The sequence below is a fragment of the Microbacterium murale genome (assembly GCF_030815955.1).
Taxonomy (GTDB): domain Bacteria; phylum Actinomycetota; class Actinomycetes; order Actinomycetales; family Microbacteriaceae; genus Microbacterium; species Microbacterium murale_A.
The window spans coordinates 611,199-625,052 of the sequence record NZ_JAUSXK010000001.1; the positions used below are offsets into that span (position 1 = coordinate 611,199).

The 13,854-nt window shown below is 65.7% G+C and carries 13 protein-coding genes and 1 tRNA gene; 2 read left to right on the forward strand and 12 right to left on the reverse strand.

All coding sequences use genetic code 11. From position 1 onward, the window contains the following. Nucleotides 1-12: 12 nt before the first annotated feature. Entirely contained in the window at nt 13-909 is an 897-nt protein-coding gene (gene trhO, locus QFZ46_RS03090; RefSeq protein WP_307358182.1) for an oxygen-dependent tRNA uridine(34) hydroxylase TrhO, read from the reverse strand. Nucleotides 910-934: 25 nt separating this feature from the next. Then, nucleotides 935-2,221, reverse strand: a complete 1,287-nt coding sequence (locus QFZ46_RS03095; protein ID WP_307358185.1) for an LssY C-terminal domain-containing protein — start codon at nt 2,219-2,221, stop codon at nt 935-937. 108 nt (nt 2,222-2,329) lie between these two features. Between QFZ46_RS03095 and QFZ46_RS03100 the strand changes: the two genes are divergently transcribed. Then, nucleotides 2,330-2,417, forward strand: a tRNA-Ser gene (locus tag QFZ46_RS03100). A 77-nt stretch (nt 2,418-2,494) separates the two neighbouring features. On the opposite strand, the gene QFZ46_RS03105 is transcribed toward QFZ46_RS03100, so the two are convergent. The 8 genes from QFZ46_RS03105 to QFZ46_RS03140 all read right to left on the reverse strand — a co-directional run bounded on the left by QFZ46_RS03105 (nt 2,495) and on the right by QFZ46_RS03140 (nt 11,408). After that, on the reverse strand, nt 2,495-3,103 hold the full coding sequence (locus QFZ46_RS03105) for a GNAT family N-acetyltransferase (protein ID WP_307358188.1): 609 nt from the start codon (nt 3,101-3,103) through the stop codon (nt 2,495-2,497). 10 nt (nt 3,104-3,113) lie between these two features. Continuing rightward, entirely contained in the window at nt 3,114-3,770 is a 657-nt protein-coding gene (locus QFZ46_RS03110; protein WP_307358190.1) for a phosphatase PAP2 family protein, read from the reverse strand. A gap of 33 nt (nt 3,771-3,803) precedes the next feature. Then, nucleotides 3,804-5,030, reverse strand: coding sequence for a multidrug effflux MFS transporter (locus QFZ46_RS03115; RefSeq protein ID WP_307364490.1), 1,227 nt, complete (start codon nt 5,028-5,030; stop codon nt 3,804-3,806). 195 nt (nt 5,031-5,225) lie between these two features. Beyond that, nucleotides 5,226-6,380 (reverse strand): cystathionine gamma-synthase, encoded by a 1,155-nt coding sequence (locus tag QFZ46_RS03120; protein WP_307358193.1) that lies wholly within the window; start codon nt 6,378-6,380, stop codon nt 5,226-5,228. Between the two features lie 71 nt (nt 6,381-6,451). Beyond that, complete coding sequence (locus QFZ46_RS03125; RefSeq protein ID WP_307358196.1) at nt 6,452-7,834, reverse strand: cystathionine beta-synthase; 1,383 nt, start codon at nt 7,832-7,834, stop codon at nt 6,452-6,454. Between the two features lie 40 nt (nt 7,835-7,874). Further along, the gene (locus QFZ46_RS03130) at nt 7,875-8,852 is read right to left on the reverse strand and encodes a carbohydrate ABC transporter permease (protein ID WP_307358199.1); all 978 of its coding nucleotides are present in this window, start codon (nt 8,850-8,852) and stop codon (nt 7,875-7,877) included. After that, nucleotides 8,849-9,988, reverse strand: a complete 1,140-nt coding sequence (locus tag QFZ46_RS03135; protein ID WP_307358204.1) for a carbohydrate ABC transporter permease — start codon at nt 9,986-9,988, stop codon at nt 8,849-8,851. Before QFZ46_RS03135 ends, QFZ46_RS03130 begins: the two co-directional genes overlap by 4 nt. A gap of 100 nt (nt 9,989-10,088) precedes the next feature. Continuing rightward, complete coding sequence (locus QFZ46_RS03140) at nt 10,089-11,408, reverse strand: ABC transporter substrate-binding protein (protein ID WP_307358206.1); 1,320 nt, start codon at nt 11,406-11,408, stop codon at nt 10,089-10,091. A 269-nt stretch (nt 11,409-11,677) separates the two neighbouring features. Here QFZ46_RS03140 and QFZ46_RS03145 point away from each other — a divergent pair, with 269 nt between their 5' ends. Beyond that, nucleotides 11,678-12,682: a LacI family DNA-binding transcriptional regulator gene (locus tag QFZ46_RS03145; RefSeq protein ID WP_307358209.1), complete on the forward strand. Its 1,005-nt coding sequence runs from the start codon at nt 11,678-11,680 to the stop codon at nt 12,680-12,682. A 61-nt stretch (nt 12,683-12,743) separates the two neighbouring features. On the opposite strand, the gene rplL is transcribed toward QFZ46_RS03145, so the two are convergent. Together rplL and rplJ are read right to left on the reverse strand one after the other, a co-directional pair. Further along, nucleotides 12,744-13,124, reverse strand: coding sequence for a 50S ribosomal protein L7/L12 (gene rplL, locus QFZ46_RS03150; RefSeq protein WP_259063947.1), 381 nt, complete (start codon nt 13,122-13,124; stop codon nt 12,744-12,746). Nucleotides 13,125-13,173: 49 nt separating this feature from the next. Beyond that, nucleotides 13,174-13,662, reverse strand: a complete 489-nt coding sequence (rplJ, locus tag QFZ46_RS03155; protein WP_307358214.1) for a 50S ribosomal protein L10 — start codon at nt 13,660-13,662, stop codon at nt 13,174-13,176. Between the last annotated feature and the right edge of the window lie 192 nt (nt 13,663-13,854).

Sequence of the window (13,854 nt, forward strand, 5' to 3'; positions counted from 1 at the left end):
TCTGCTCATGAATCACGCCGGCGCCGTCGCGTGCTCATCGCACGCCACGGCGTCGCAGCCGTCGCATACGACGAACTGGCTGCGGCAAGCGGCATCCGGGCAGTTCGCCGTGCGCTTGGTCGGGGCGCCGCATCCGACGCACGTGCCGATCACAGTGGTGTGATCGCTGAAATCGACCGAGCCGCGCTTGTCGAAGACGTAGAGCGACCCGTCCCACAGTCCGTCGTCGCCGAAGCGTTCCCCGTACCGGACGATGCCGCCCTCGAGTTGGTACACCTCGCCGAAGCCCCGTGCGGTCATGAGACTCGACAGCACCTCGCAGCGGATCCCGCCGGTGCAGTACGTGACGACGGGCTTGCCCTTGAGATCGTCGTAGGCCCCCGAGTCCAGCAGCTGAACGAAATCACGGGTCGTCTCGGTGTCGGGAACGACCGCACCGCGGAAGCGGCCGATCTCCGCCTCGAGCGCGTTGCGGCCATCGAAGAACACGACGTCATCACGTGACTGCACGAGGTCGTGCAGTTCATCCGGGCTCAGCCTCGTGCCACCGCCGACGACTCCGTGCTCATCGACCTGCAGCTCCCCCGGCGCGCCGAAGGACACGATCTCATCGCGCACTTTGACACTGAGTTTGGGGAAGTCCACGCTGAGCCCTGCGTCATCGAGTCCGGTGCCCTCGCTCCACTTGATGTCGACGTCTTTGAACGCCGGGTAGGAACGGAATGAACGCGCCCACTTCTTGAGCGCAGGAAGATCGCCGCCGAGCGTGCCGTTGACGCCGTCTTTCGAGATGAGCAACCGACCGCGCAGTCCCAGCGCCGCGCCGAGGTCGCGCTGCCACAGGCGGATCGCCTCGGGGTCGGCGAGCGGCGCGAACGCATAGAAGAGGACGATCTTGGGTGTGGCCACCCTGCGATTTTACGCGGGCTGCGATCTAGCGGCGTCTGCGCGCCCATGCGCCGGCGGACTCGCTCGACAGGCACAGCAGCGTGATGGCCTGGACGGATGCCGTGAGCAGAGTCCAGTCCAGGCCGAGCGTGGCACTGCCGTCCAGATAGTCGATCGCCATGAAGAGGATCTGCAACGCGACGAGCACTATCAGCACCGCGCGAGATCTGCGGCCGCGACGCAGTACGAGCCAGGCCATTATGAGCTGCCAGATCATGAACGATCCGAACACCCCGGCGACGACGATGATCAGCACCAGCTCGTCCGGTTCCGAGTCGGCGAGCAGCTGCCAGAAGGTTCCGTCGGTCAGCACGTCGACCAATTGGATGACGGTGACGAGAGCGATGAGCATCACAGCGGTGATCACCGACAGCGGAGCTCGAGCGATCTGACGCGCGGTCCCCGATTCGGGCTGCACCACGGCCACGGGCTCAGGCGGCACGGTGCGGGAGACGTCGACGATGGGGAGGTTGCCATCGGTCACGAACCGGTCGCCACCGCCGTTGCGCGAATGGTATCCGGTCGTGAAATCTCGAAGAAGGCGCACAGTGACCTCACTGTCCGCACTCTGCGCTGTCGTGACCACATGGTCGCGTTCGACATCGGTGTTCTGATCGATGCGATGCGTGACCTGCAGGGTGAACAGCGACAGACCCACATCCGTGTCGTAGGTCGCCGCTCCCAGCCAATCGGCATGCGCGCCGCCGGGCAGCAGCCAGCCGGGCGGGCTGTGCCAGAAGCGCACGTGGTGGCGCTGCTTCGGATTGCCCTCCACCTCCTGCTGATACGCGACGTCGTGCCGCCGGCCGAACAGCATGAGCGGCGACACCGGCGCAGTGGCGTAACTGCGCCGGGTGAGGGTCGATGCGATGATGCGCCACGTCGACACCGCCGTGATCTCGTCAGCACGATGCCATCCGGCAGTGGTCATGACATGGTCGAGCTGAGCACCCGAGCCGTCCACACCGAGGTTCACCGGGTCGCCGAGCAACCCGTCGGCGGTGCGGGTACGCCCGAAGAAGTAGTCCGGCACGTAGAGGTCGGAGAGCATCCGATGCAGCCGCGGAAGCACGAGATACGCAGTGATCGCCCAGATCGGGATGAACCAGACCAGCGCCCAGGGGGTGCGCACCCCTTGGATCGCGATGATGACAGCCATCCAGACCGCGGCCGCCGTTCCGACGAGGAATGTCGTCCGATCGAACACCGTCGCCGGCGGCAGCGGCTGCTGCATCTGCAGCATCCAGCGCCTGCGGTGCGGAAGCTCGTTCACGCGTTCTCCCTGTGCGAGTCGATCACGGTGTCTCCCTCACCCTATGGCGCTGACAGCGGCTGGCGCAGGCGGCTTCAGCGATCGGATAGACTGTTGAGGTTGTTCCTTGGTGACGTGTCCGAGCGGCCGAAGGAGCACGCTTGGAAAGCGTGTGTTGTGCAAGCAACCGCGGGTTCGAATCCCGCCGTCACCGCCAAACACCTGAGGGGCTCCGCATCAGCGGAGCCCCTCAGGTGTTTATCGTGAGCTGGGGATTCAGAGCCACTCCGGCTTCTACTCCCCCGTGGTGAAGCGTTCCCCATAGCTCTGCCCGCCGGCCTCAGCGGGCAGACGCTCCATTCCGAGTCGCTCATAGAACGCTGCCGCGCCTTTGTTCGCAGGGTCCATGCCGAGGTGCAGACCTTTCACACCGCGCCGGCGGAGCTCTGCGAACAGCGTTTCGATCAGCCGGCGCCCGAGGCCCTGCCCCTGCGTCTCCGGCAGCAGATCGATGTGCAGATGTGCCGGGTAGTGGCCTGTGTTCGGATTCTGTCCCGGCCCCCGCCGATACCCGTACTCGATCATCTTCTCTTCCGGACTCTCCGGATTCTCCGGTCGAGGGAAGCGTGCTGCGAACTGGGGCCACCACTCATCGCGGAACCACCGCTCGAATTCGTCGGTGTCATCCGTCGCGACGATGTAGCCGATCGCTCGGCCGTCGTCAGCCTCGACGATCCACGCGAGATCCGGATGCCGTTCGACGTACGGCACTGCGAACAGCAGCCCCCAGAGGTCGTCGTCGCTGAAGACGCCGGTGGCGTCCGTGCCGGCCTTCGCGGTCTTCAGGCAGATGTCGAACATCGCCGAGCGGTCTTCGGGTCGATACGAACGGATGCTGGTCACAACAGGCTCCTCATGATGTCGGGGTGTCTTCTGACCCGGATGTCGAGGGCGCTGCGCCGCTCCGCGCTCGCACCCATGGCAACATGATCGCTCCGACGATCAGCACTGTGCCGGCGCCCACGAGCATCCCGCCGATGGTGTCGGTCAGCCAGTGCACCGAGAGCAGAGTACGGGAGAAGGCCATCGTGAGAGCCCAGAGCACGCCGAGCAGCAGCACCCACACGCGCGGAATCAGCAGCACGGCGATCACCGCGATAGTCGCGGCATTCGCTGTATGCCCCGAGGGGAATGAACCGTAGTCGGAGAGCACGAGCATCTCTTCAGGGCGGGAGCGGCCGAAGAGGAGCTTGAGCAGTTGCACCACCGCGACGCTCGCCAGCAACGACACCGCCACGAACACCGCAGCCCGCCACCGCCGCGTGAGAACAAGGGCGGCCAGAACCACTAGTGGAACCAGATATGTCGCGATCCACCCGCCTCCGACGACGTTCATGATCTGCCCGAATTGCACCATCGCCGGGCTCTGGATGTCGATCATCAGCTGGTTCCAGCCGCGGTCGATCGCCGAGGGAAGGTCAGGGCCGGGCGCCGTCATCGATGCTCCCAACGCCATTGCAGCGAGCAGAGCGCCGATGCCCCACCAGAGCAGCACGGGTCGTCGAGTCATCCGACCATTCTCACTCATGCGACGCAGAGACTGCTACGGCGTGAGCATGCCGACCGTGCGGGGACGCACGATCAGCCAGAGCGCAAGCGTGCCGACCACGGCGCAGCCGACCATGACCGAGGCCATCGTGGTCGCCGTGATGGCGCCCGCGGAGACGAGTCCGACGACCGGCGAGATGATCGCGGCGATCCCGTTGTTGCTCGCGCCGAGGATCGACGCCGCAGTTCCTGCCGCCTTGCCATGACGATCGAGCGCGAGCACCTGCACGCACGGGAACGAGAAGCCGCACGCGGTCATGAACACGAACAGCGGGATGACGGTGCCCCAGAAGCCCAGTCCAAGCTGGTCGCAGACGATGATCGCGGTGCCGCTGAGCATCAGCACAGCCGTCGAGAACGCAAGAACCCACTGCGGGCCGAATCGTGCGGCGAGCCGCGACGCGGCCTGCACGCCGAGCACCACACCGACCGAATTGACGGCGAACAGCCAGCCGTACTCCTGGGCATTCAGACCATGCGTCTCCTGGAAGAGGAAGGGCGAGGCCGAGAGGTACGAGAACAGGCCGGAGAAGGTCATGCCGCCGATCACGAGCACGCCGAGGAAGACCCGATCGCTGAGGACGCTGCGGTAGCGCTGCCAGATCGTGGTGCTTCCGCGTTCCTGCCGTCGCTCCCTGGGCAGGGTCTCGGGGATGAACATCAGAGCGGCCAGGAACATGACCGTGCCGTATGCGGCGAGGACGATGAAGATGCCGCGCCACGGCATCACTCCGAGCAGCCACGATCCGATCAGCGGTGCCACCACCGGTGCGACGCCGGAGACCAACGCGAGCCTGGACAGCATCACCACTAGTCGACGACCGCCGAACAGGTCGCGCACCACCGCCATCGCGACCACGCCTCCTGCCGCCGCGCCGATGCCCATGACGACACGTGCGCCCCCGAGCAGCAGCAGGTCAGGAGCGACTGCCGCGGCCACGCTGGCGAGCACGTGCAGTGCCGTCACCGCGATCAGCGGGATGCGCCGACCGACCTTGTCCGAAAGCGGGCCGACGACGAGCTGACCGACGGCGAAGCCGATCATCGTGCCGGTGAGCGTGAGCTGGATCGCCGCCGAAGTCGTCTGGAAGTCGGATTCCAGCACGGGGAACGCGGGCAGATACAGGTCGATCGTAAACGGCCCGAGGGCCGTGAGAGCGCCGAGCAGGATGATGTACAGCACCCGACGACGATGCGAGATCGCATCCCCTGGATGCAGCATGATCGGCGCTGTCGCCGGGTTCGGTCCGAGCACGCGGATCGCGCCAGTGGGCGTGCTCGTGCGGATCGTACCGGTGATCGCGCGGATGCTGCCGGTCGGCGTGCGTTCGGAATCGGGAGTGGGGATGTCAGACGGCGATGAATCGTTCAAGATCCCTCAATGCTACTCGCGTCCGTCTCCGGACAGGAGAGCCGCTCAGACGCTGACGCGGGCCAGCCCCTGTTCGAGATCGGCGATGAGGTCCGCCACGTCTTCGATGCCGACCGACAGCCGCACGACATTCTCCGGCACGGCGAGGGCGGTGCCGCGCACCGAGGCGTGCGTCATGTCCGGCGGGTAACCGATCAGCGATTCGACGCCGCCCAGCGATTCCGCGAGCTGGAACAGCTCGGTCGACTCGGCGAATGCGCGGGCGGCATCCGGACCCGCGGCGAGCGCGAGCGACAGCATCCCGCCGAATCCGCTCATCTGGCGTGCGGCGATCTCGTGACCGGGGTGCGAGGCCAGCCCGGGATAGAACACCGTCTCGAACTCCGGGCGCGCAGCGGCCCACTCGGCGATGGCCTGTGCGTTCTCGCTGTGCTGGCGCACCCGCACCGCGAGCGTCTTGATGCCGCGGGTCGTGAGCCAGGCATCCAGAGGTGCGGAGACCGCACCGACCGCGAACTGCTGGAACTTCACCTGGTCGTAGAAGCGATCATCGCCGAACACGACAGCACCCCCGAGCACGTCGGAGTGCCCGCCGAGGTACTTCGTGGTGGAGTGCACGACGAGGTCGGCGCCGAGCGCGAGCGGTCGCTGCAACGCCGGCGAGGCGAAGGTGTTGTCGACCACGACGACGGCTCCGGCCGCATGCGCGATCTCGGCGGTCGCCGCGATGTCGACGATCTTGAGCAGAGGGTTGCTGGGCGTCTCGAGCCAGACGATCTTGGTCTCAGGACGCAGCGCCTGGCGGATCTCATCGGCGTCACCGAGCTCGACGGTCGTGGTCTCGACGCCCCATGGCGCGAGCACCTTGGTGAGCAGCCGGTACGTGCCGCCGTAGACGTCGTTGCCGAGCAGCACATGATCACCCGGCTTCACGATGCCGCGCAGCAGTGCGTCCTCGGCGGCGAGACCCGATGCGAACGACAGGGCGCTCGCGCCGCCCTCGAGTGCGGCGAGCTGTGTCTCGAGCGCGCTGCGGGTGGGGTTGCCCGCCCGGTTGTACTCATAGCCCTCGCGGAAGCCGCCGATACCGTCCTGCACGTGCGTGGACGCCTGGTAGATCGGCGGGATGATCGCCCCGGTCAGCGGGTCAGGCGCTTGGCCTGCGTGGATGGCACGGGTGGCGAAGGCATGATCTGACATGGTCTCAGCCTACGTCCGCCCCTGCCGTGGCATCCGCTCCTGTTACGCCGGGTGACCCCGGCAGCCCAGGATCAGCGCGCTAGATAGGCGAGCAGGTCCTGGCGGGTGAGCAAGGTGTGCGGTTTGCCGTCGATCGTCACCAGAAGCGCGTCGGCGTCGGCGAGCGCAGCGCGCGCCTGCTCGACCGGTGCATGGATGCCCACGAGCGGCATCCGCGCACCGACATGAGCGGCGACGGCATCGGTCGGCTTCGCCTCGCCGCGGAAGAGCAGATCCAGCAGTCCGCGTTCGTCGACAGTGCCGACGACCTCGCCCATCATGACGGGCGGCTCCGCGCTGAGCACGACGAGCTGAGACACGTCGAACTCGGTCATCATGCGGATGGCGTCGAGCACGGTGTCGCTCGGGTGGGCGTGCACGAGATCGGGGACAGCGTGCTGTCCCTTTCGAAGCGCGGTGCGCGCGTCGAGCACGTCTGCAACCGTCTCCCCCAGCTCGACATCGCTGAAACCGTATGAGCGCATCCAGGAGTCGTTGAAGATCTTCGACAGATAGCCGCGTCCACCATCGGGCAGCAGCACCACCATCACGGCATCCGCCGGCAGAGTCCTCGCCACACGCAGTGCGCCGACGACAGCCATGCCGCTCGATCCGCCGACGAGGATCGCCTCTTCTCGAGCAAGGCGGCGGGTCATCGCGAACGACTCCGCATCGTCGACCGCGACGATCGCATGGGGAACGGCGGGGTCGTAGGAGCCGGGCCAGATGTCCTCGCCCACACCCTCCACGAGATACGGGCGACCGGTGCCGCCCGAATACACACTGCCCTCGGGGTCCACACCGATGATGCGCACGCGGTCCTCTGACACCTCTCGCAGGAACCGGCCTGTGCCGCTGATCGTGCCACCGGTGCCGACGCCGGCGACGAAGTGCGTGATCGTGCCGTCGGTGTCGCGCCAGATCTCGGGACCCGTGGTCTCGTAGTGGCTGCGCGGACCGTTCGGGTTCTCGTACTGGTTCGGTTTGAAAGCTCCGTCGATCTCCTGCACGAGCCTGTCGCTGACGCTGTAGTACGACTCCGGGCTGTCGGGCGCCACCGACGTCGGCGTCATCACGATCTCGGCGCCGTATGCGCGCAGCACGTCGATCTTGTCCTCGCCGACCTTGTCCGGCAGCACGAATATGCACTTGTATCCCCGCTGCTGCGCGACCAGGGCGAGGCCGACGCCGGTGTTGCCGCTCGTCGGCTCGATGATCGTGCCGCCGGGGCGCAACTCACCTGAAGCCTCGGCCGCGTCGATGATGCGTTTGGCGATGCGGTCCTTGGCCGAGCCACCGGGATTCAGGTACTCGAGCTTCACCAGCACCGTGCACTCCACGCCCTCGGTGACATGCTGAAGCTTCACGAGAGGGGTGTCACCGACGAGGTCGGCGATGTGCTCGGCATAGTTCATGATCCCAGGGTACGGCCAGGATCACGCGCGGACGGTTGTGTTACCCCTTCGTGGAACCTGCCAGCAGGCCTCGCACGAAGTAGCGTTGCAGAGCGAAGAACACGATCAGCGGCACGATGATCGACACGAACGCGCCGGCGGTCAGCAGATGCCAGTCGTTCCCGCGCGTTCCGGTGATCTCAGCCAGCAGCTTCGTGATCGGAGCTGCTCCCCCGTCGGCGAACACCAACGCCACGAGCAGGTCGTTCCACACCCATAGGAACTGGAAGATCGCCACCGAAGCGATCGCGGGCATGGTCAGCGGCAGCACGATCCGGAAGAAGATCTGTCCGCGCGATGCGCCATCGACGCGCGCAGCCTCGATGATCTCGCCGGGGATCTCCGACATGAAGTTGTGCAGCAGGTAGATCGCCAGCGGCAATGCGAACATCGAGTGCGCGAACCAGACCTGGGCGTAACCGCCCGAGGCCCCGAGCGGCAGGGTGATCTGCAGGCCGAACAGACTCAGTCCACGCGAGAACGTGCTCAACAACGGGACGAGCGCCATCTGGATGGGCACGATCTGCAGCGCGAAGATGAAGATGAAGAGGAAGTTGCGCCCCTTGAAGTCGATCCATGCGAATGCGTACGCAGCCATGGAGGCGATCATGAGCGGGACGATCGTGGCCGGGATCGTGATCGCGATCGAGTTGACGAACGATTCGATCATCGTCAGCTGCGTCGTGCCCGACTGCAGCACGTCGACATAGTTCTCACCGGTGACCTGAGGATTCAGGAAGAACTCCCACCAGCCGCTGGTGAGGATCTGATCTCGCGGGCGGAACGACGAGATGAACAGTCCCAGCGTCGGTACCGTCCACAGCACCGCGATGACGATGGATGCGACGGACGCCCAGGGCCGCGACAGCTTCTTGCGTGTACGCCCGGCCGAGGCATCCAGTCTGCCGCCGGTGGTGATCGCGCGCGTACTGGTGGGTGTGGAGGTCTTCATGGCGTTGGACTTCATCGTGTCGCTCATCGGATCTCCCGCTGCTTCTGGATCTGGCGTGCGTTGTAGATGACGATCGGCAGCACCAGGATGAACAGGATCACGGCGAGCGCCGCACTGCGCCCGGCCTCGAACTTCGAGAACTGCGTGTACATCTCGTTGGCGAGCACCGACGTCTCGTAGTTACCGGCTGTCATGGTGCGGACGATGTCGAAGACCTTCAGCGAGGCGATCGAGATCGTCGTCAGCACCACGATGAGAGCGGGGCGGATGGCCGGGACGGTGACCGAGATGAATCGCTGCCAGGCGTTCGCGCCATCGAGCTCGGCCGCCTCCAGCAGTTCCATCGGCACGCCCTTGATCGAGGCGGACAGGATGACCATCGCGAATCCGGTCTGCACCCAGATCAGCACGACGATGAGGAACAGCGTGTTCCACGGCGGGTTGAGCAGGAACTGCTGCGGCTCTCCCCCGAACCAGACCAGGATCTGATTGAGCAGACCGATCTGCTCGTACTGCGGGCCGCGGTATTCGTACATGAACCGCCAGATGATGCCGGCGCCGACGAACGAGATCGCCATCGGCATGAAGACGAGGACCTTGTAGATCTTCTCTCCCCGGGTGCGGTCGATGAACACGGCGTACGCGAGTCCGACGATGGTCGACACCGTCGGCACGATCAGCACCCAGACGATCGTGTTGACCACGACCCGGATGCCGTCGGGCTGGCCGAAGATCCAGGTGTAGTTCGCGAGCCCGACGAACGTCTTCCCCGAGGAGTTCATGAACGAGGCCACCATCGTCTGCAGGGACGGCAGGACCAGTCCCACCAGCAGCAGCAGGAACGCCGGCGCCATGAAAGCGACGAGCTGGATCAGGTACCCCTTGCCGGACTTCGACCGGTAGTCGAGCAGGAAGAACACCGCGCCGACCACCACTGCGACACCCATCGCCCAGTAGTACGAGCGGAAGAACCACATCACGGCGAGCGGGATGAGCAGACACATCGCGAGTCGGATGAAGGTGTACTTCGTCCCAGTCCGAGGAGCGATGTCGACGAGAAGAAGGATGAGGGCCACCACCACCCCGAAGGCGATGACGACGGTCACCGCCTGCAGAACCGGCGGCAGCGCGCCGATCCATTGGAAGAAATCGATCGCGGTCACGGAGTCCCCTTTACGACAGAATGCAGATCACCAGCGGTCCATGCACCGTTGCATGGATCTGAGAGGCGGGCCGCCCGAGGGCGACCCGCCTTGAGTCGGATCAGCCTGCCGGCCAGCCCGTCTCGATCTGCTCGAGGACGGCATCTGTCGAATCGCCGTTGACCCACGCGACCATGCCCTTCCAGAACGTACCGGCACCGACAGCACCCGGCATCAGGTCGCTGGCGTCGAAGCGGAACGTGGTGTCAGGGTCCTGCAGGATCTTGATGGTCTCCTGAAGGATCGGGTCCTGCGCCGCGTCGGGCTCCAGCCCGTTGTTCGCCGATGTGACACCGCCGAGGCTCACTCGGCTGTTCGCCCACTCAGGGCTGGAGAGGTACGCCAGCACCTTCTGCGTGGCCTCGCTGTCGCTGAAGGCACCGACGATCTCACCTGCACCGGTCACAGCCTTCTCGTCCGTGCTCTCCCCCGGGAGCATGAAGGCCCAGACGTCGCCGTCCTCGGCGATGTTCGTACCCTCCGGGAAGAAGCCGGAGAGGAACGATGCCTGGTGCGTGAGTGCGCACGAGCCGTCGGCGACCTTGGGCGCGACATCGCCGAAAGCGGTCGAGTTGATCGAGCGGACGTCACCGAAACCCGCGTTGACGTTGGCCGGGTTGAGGAGGACCTGGCCCACCGAGTCGAACGCTGCCTTGATCTGCGGGTCGGTGAAGGGCACCTCGTTGGTGACCCACTGGTCGTAGACGTCGGGACCGGCCTGTCGCAGCACGTAGTCCTCGATCCAGTCCGTGCCGGGCCAGCCGGTCGCCGTGCCGGATTCGAAGCCGGCGCACCATGCCGGCGTACCGGTCGCTGCCTGGATCTTTTCGGTCAACGCCGCCATGTCTCCGAGCGTCTCCGGAACCTCGACTCCCCACTCGGCGAACTTCGCCGGGGAGTACCAGATCCAGCCCTTGACATTGGCCATCAGCGGCGCGCCGTAGAACGTGTCCTCATACGTGCCGTAGTTCACCCAGTCCTCGGTCCAGTACTCGTTCGCGTTGTTCTTCACCTCTTCCGGTGCCGGCTTCAGGAAGTCGCGCGACGCGAAGTCGGCGAACAGACCCGGCTGCGGGAAGATCGCGATGTCCGGAGGGTTGCCGCCCTGTGCACGGGTGCCGAGCTGCGTCTCGAAGTCCTGGCTGCCCTCGTACTTGATCTCGATGTCGTTCTCTTCGGCCCAGTCCGCCCATGACTCCTGCAGGAGTTCTGCTTCGGCGTCGACGATGGTGCCGTAGATCGTGACCGTGTTGCCCCCGCCGTCGCCTCCGTCGCCCCCACCTTCCGGCGCGCCGGGAGCCCCACATCCGGCTAACGCGATGCCCGCGGCCCCGATCAGGGCGAGCGGCGCGAGACGCCGATTACGCTGTGACAGTCCCATGTGATTTCTCCTCTTCGAGTCCACGTCCCCATGCGTGCCGCTGCCCAGGGGCGAGCGGATCGGGAACCGATTCCAGGCCAAACCTACTGGCCAGACCCGCCCGGCACAATGGGCGGAGATCACAAGCTGACAACCTTTGGGCGCAGACGGCCACGACGGATGGGAGCGCTCCCTTCGGCCAGACCTGGAACCGGTTCCCTTCGCGGTCGACTCGGACTACGATGTGCACGGGCGCCTGCCGGTTCGCGCTCGCACATCGAGGAGGATGCATGAGCACGATCGCGGATGTCGCGGCTCGAGCCGGCGTCTCCAAGGCCACCGCCAGCCGCGCGCTGAGCGGACGCGGATACGTCTCCGACGAAACAAGGGCGCTGGTGTCGCTGGCCGCGCGCGATCTCTCGTACGTCGCTCATTCCTCGGCGACGAGCCTGGCGACGGGCCGCACGCTCACGATCGGCGCGGTCGTGCCGACGATCGGGCGCTGGTACTTCTCGGAATTGCTCACCGGCGTGCAGGACGCCCTGCTGGCACACGACTACGACCTCGCGCTCTACTGCATCCCCGACGGCTCATCCGCCAGAGATCGCGTCTTCGATGTGGTGCTCCCGCGACGGCGGTTCGACGGCATCATCGCCGCGGGGATCCAGCCGCACAGTCACGAGCTGGATCGGTTGTCCCGGCTCGAGCGTCCGCTGGTGAGTGTCGGCGCCTACCATCCCGGCACGAGCTCGGTGTCGATCGACGACGCCGCCGCCGCGCGCATCGCGACTGAGCATCTGATCGATCTCGGCCATACCGCGATCGCGTTCATCGGTGCGGCGGACGACGACGCGCGTGCGGGCTTCGGAGATGTGCGCCGTCTGCACGGCTATCGCGAGGCGATGGATGCCGCGGGGCTCAGCGATCACATCAGCGTGAGTCCGGCGGCGAGCGACATGCCCAGCGGGTACCAGAGCGCGGTCGACCTGCTGGGCAATCGGCGCACCCGCCCCACTGCTGTGGTGGGCGTGTGCGATGAGACGGCGATCAGCGCGATCATCGCCGCGCGCCGTCTGGGCATCGCCGTGCCGACCGAACTGAGCGTCGTCGGCATCGACGACCATCAGCACGCCGAGATGTTCGCCCTCACGACGATCCGGCAGCAGCCGCGCGAGCAGGGAACGCAGGCGGTCGACCTCCTGCTGCGCCAGCTGGAACATCCCGACGCCGACGTAGAGCACATCGTCGCAGCATCCGCTCTCGTCGTACGCAACTCGTCCGCTGCGCCGCGCTGACCCAGGACGCACGAAGGCCCCGGGATCAACCCGGGGCCTTCATAAAAGCGTTGAGACGCTATTACTTGAGGGTGACGGTCGCGCCGGCAGCCTCGAGGGTCTCCTTGGCCTTCTCGGCAGTCTCCTTGTTGGCGCCCTCAAGGACAGCCTTCGGAGCGCCGTCGACGACAGCCTTCGCCTCGCCGAGGCCGAGCGAGGTGAGCTCGCGGACAGCCTTGATGACCTGGATCTTCTTGTCGCCAGCGGCCTCGAGGATGACGTCGAAGGAATCCTTCTCCTCAACCTCTTCAGCAGCGCCTGCGCCGCCGGCGCCGGCAACGGCGACGGGAGCAGCAGCGGTGACGTCGAACTTCTCCTCGAACGCCTTGACGAACTCGCTGAGCTCGACGAGGGTCAGGTCGGCGAACTGCTCGAGCAGCTGCTCGGTGGTGAGCTTAGCCATGATGTATCTCCTAGATTGATGGGGTTTGTGGAACGAGATCGCCGGTCGCTCACGCGGCCTGAGCGGTCTCCAGCTTTTCGCGAAGCGCGTCGATGGTCGCGGCAGCCTTGCCCATCGTCGCCTTCATCATGCCCGCAGCCTTCGCAAGCAGAACCTCACGGCTCTCGAGCGAGGCGTACTTGTTGACCTCGTCGGCGCTGAGGGCATTGCCCTCGAAAACGCCGCCCTTGATCACGAGAAGCGGGTTGGCCTTGGCGAAATCACGAAGAGCCTTCGCAGTGGCGACGAAGTCACCGTGCACGAATGCGACTGCCGACGGACCCTTGAGGTCGTCATCCAGCGCAGAGATCCCAGCCTTGTTGGCGGCGATCTTGGTCAGCGTGTTCTTCACCACGGCGTACTCAGCGTCCTGACGGATGCTGTTACGCAGCTCCTTGAGCTGGGCAACCGTCAGACCGCGGTACTCGGTCAGCAGGACGGCGTTCGAGTTCTCGAATGACTTCGTGAGCTCGGCAACCGATGCATCCTTCTGCGCCATGGTCACTCCTTGGTGGGTACGAGATGCCGCACGGTGGTGGGGCATCGACCTCGACCACCCCACAAGCCAAACAAAAAAGCTCCGGCGCAAGCGCACGGAGCTTTGAATCAGTTCGTGACACCTGCGCGGGCCTCTGCAGAGCAGTGCTTCGATCATGCTGCGCTTGCGCACATCACGATGACCGGCGGTCTT

Bases quoted from the DNA above. Each gene is read 5' to 3' on its own strand.
- QFZ46_RS03120 (WP_307358193.1), bottom strand. From the start codon at position 6,380: ATGTCAGATCATGCCTTCGCCACCCGTGCCATCCACGCAGGCCAAGCG.
- QFZ46_RS03115 (WP_307364490.1), bottom strand. From the start codon at position 5,030: ATGCTGCATCCAGGGGATGCGATCTCGCATCGTCGTCGGGTGCTGTAC.
- QFZ46_RS03130 (WP_307358199.1), bottom strand. From the start codon at position 8,852: ATGAGCGACACGATGAAGTCCAACGCCATGAAGACCTCCACACCCACC.
- QFZ46_RS03125 (WP_307358196.1), bottom strand. From the start codon at position 7,834: ATGAACTATGCCGAGCACATCGCCGACCTCGTCGGTGACACCCCTCTC.
- rplL (WP_259063947.1), bottom strand. From the start codon at position 13,124: ATGGCTAAGCTCACCACCGAGCAGCTGCTCGAGCAGTTCGCCGACCTG.
- QFZ46_RS03145 (WP_307358209.1), top strand. From the start codon at position 11,678: ATGAGCACGATCGCGGATGTCGCGGCTCGAGCCGGCGTCTCCAAGGCC.
- QFZ46_RS03110 (WP_307358190.1), bottom strand. From the start codon at position 3,770: ATGACTCGACGACCCGTGCTGCTCTGGTGGGGCATCGGCGCTCTGCTC.
- rplJ (WP_307358214.1), bottom strand. From the start codon at position 13,662: ATGGCGCAGAAGGATGCATCGGTTGCCGAGCTCACGAAGTCATTCGAG.
- QFZ46_RS03140 (WP_307358206.1), bottom strand. From the start codon at position 11,408: ATGGGACTGTCACAGCGTAATCGGCGTCTCGCGCCGCTCGCCCTGATC.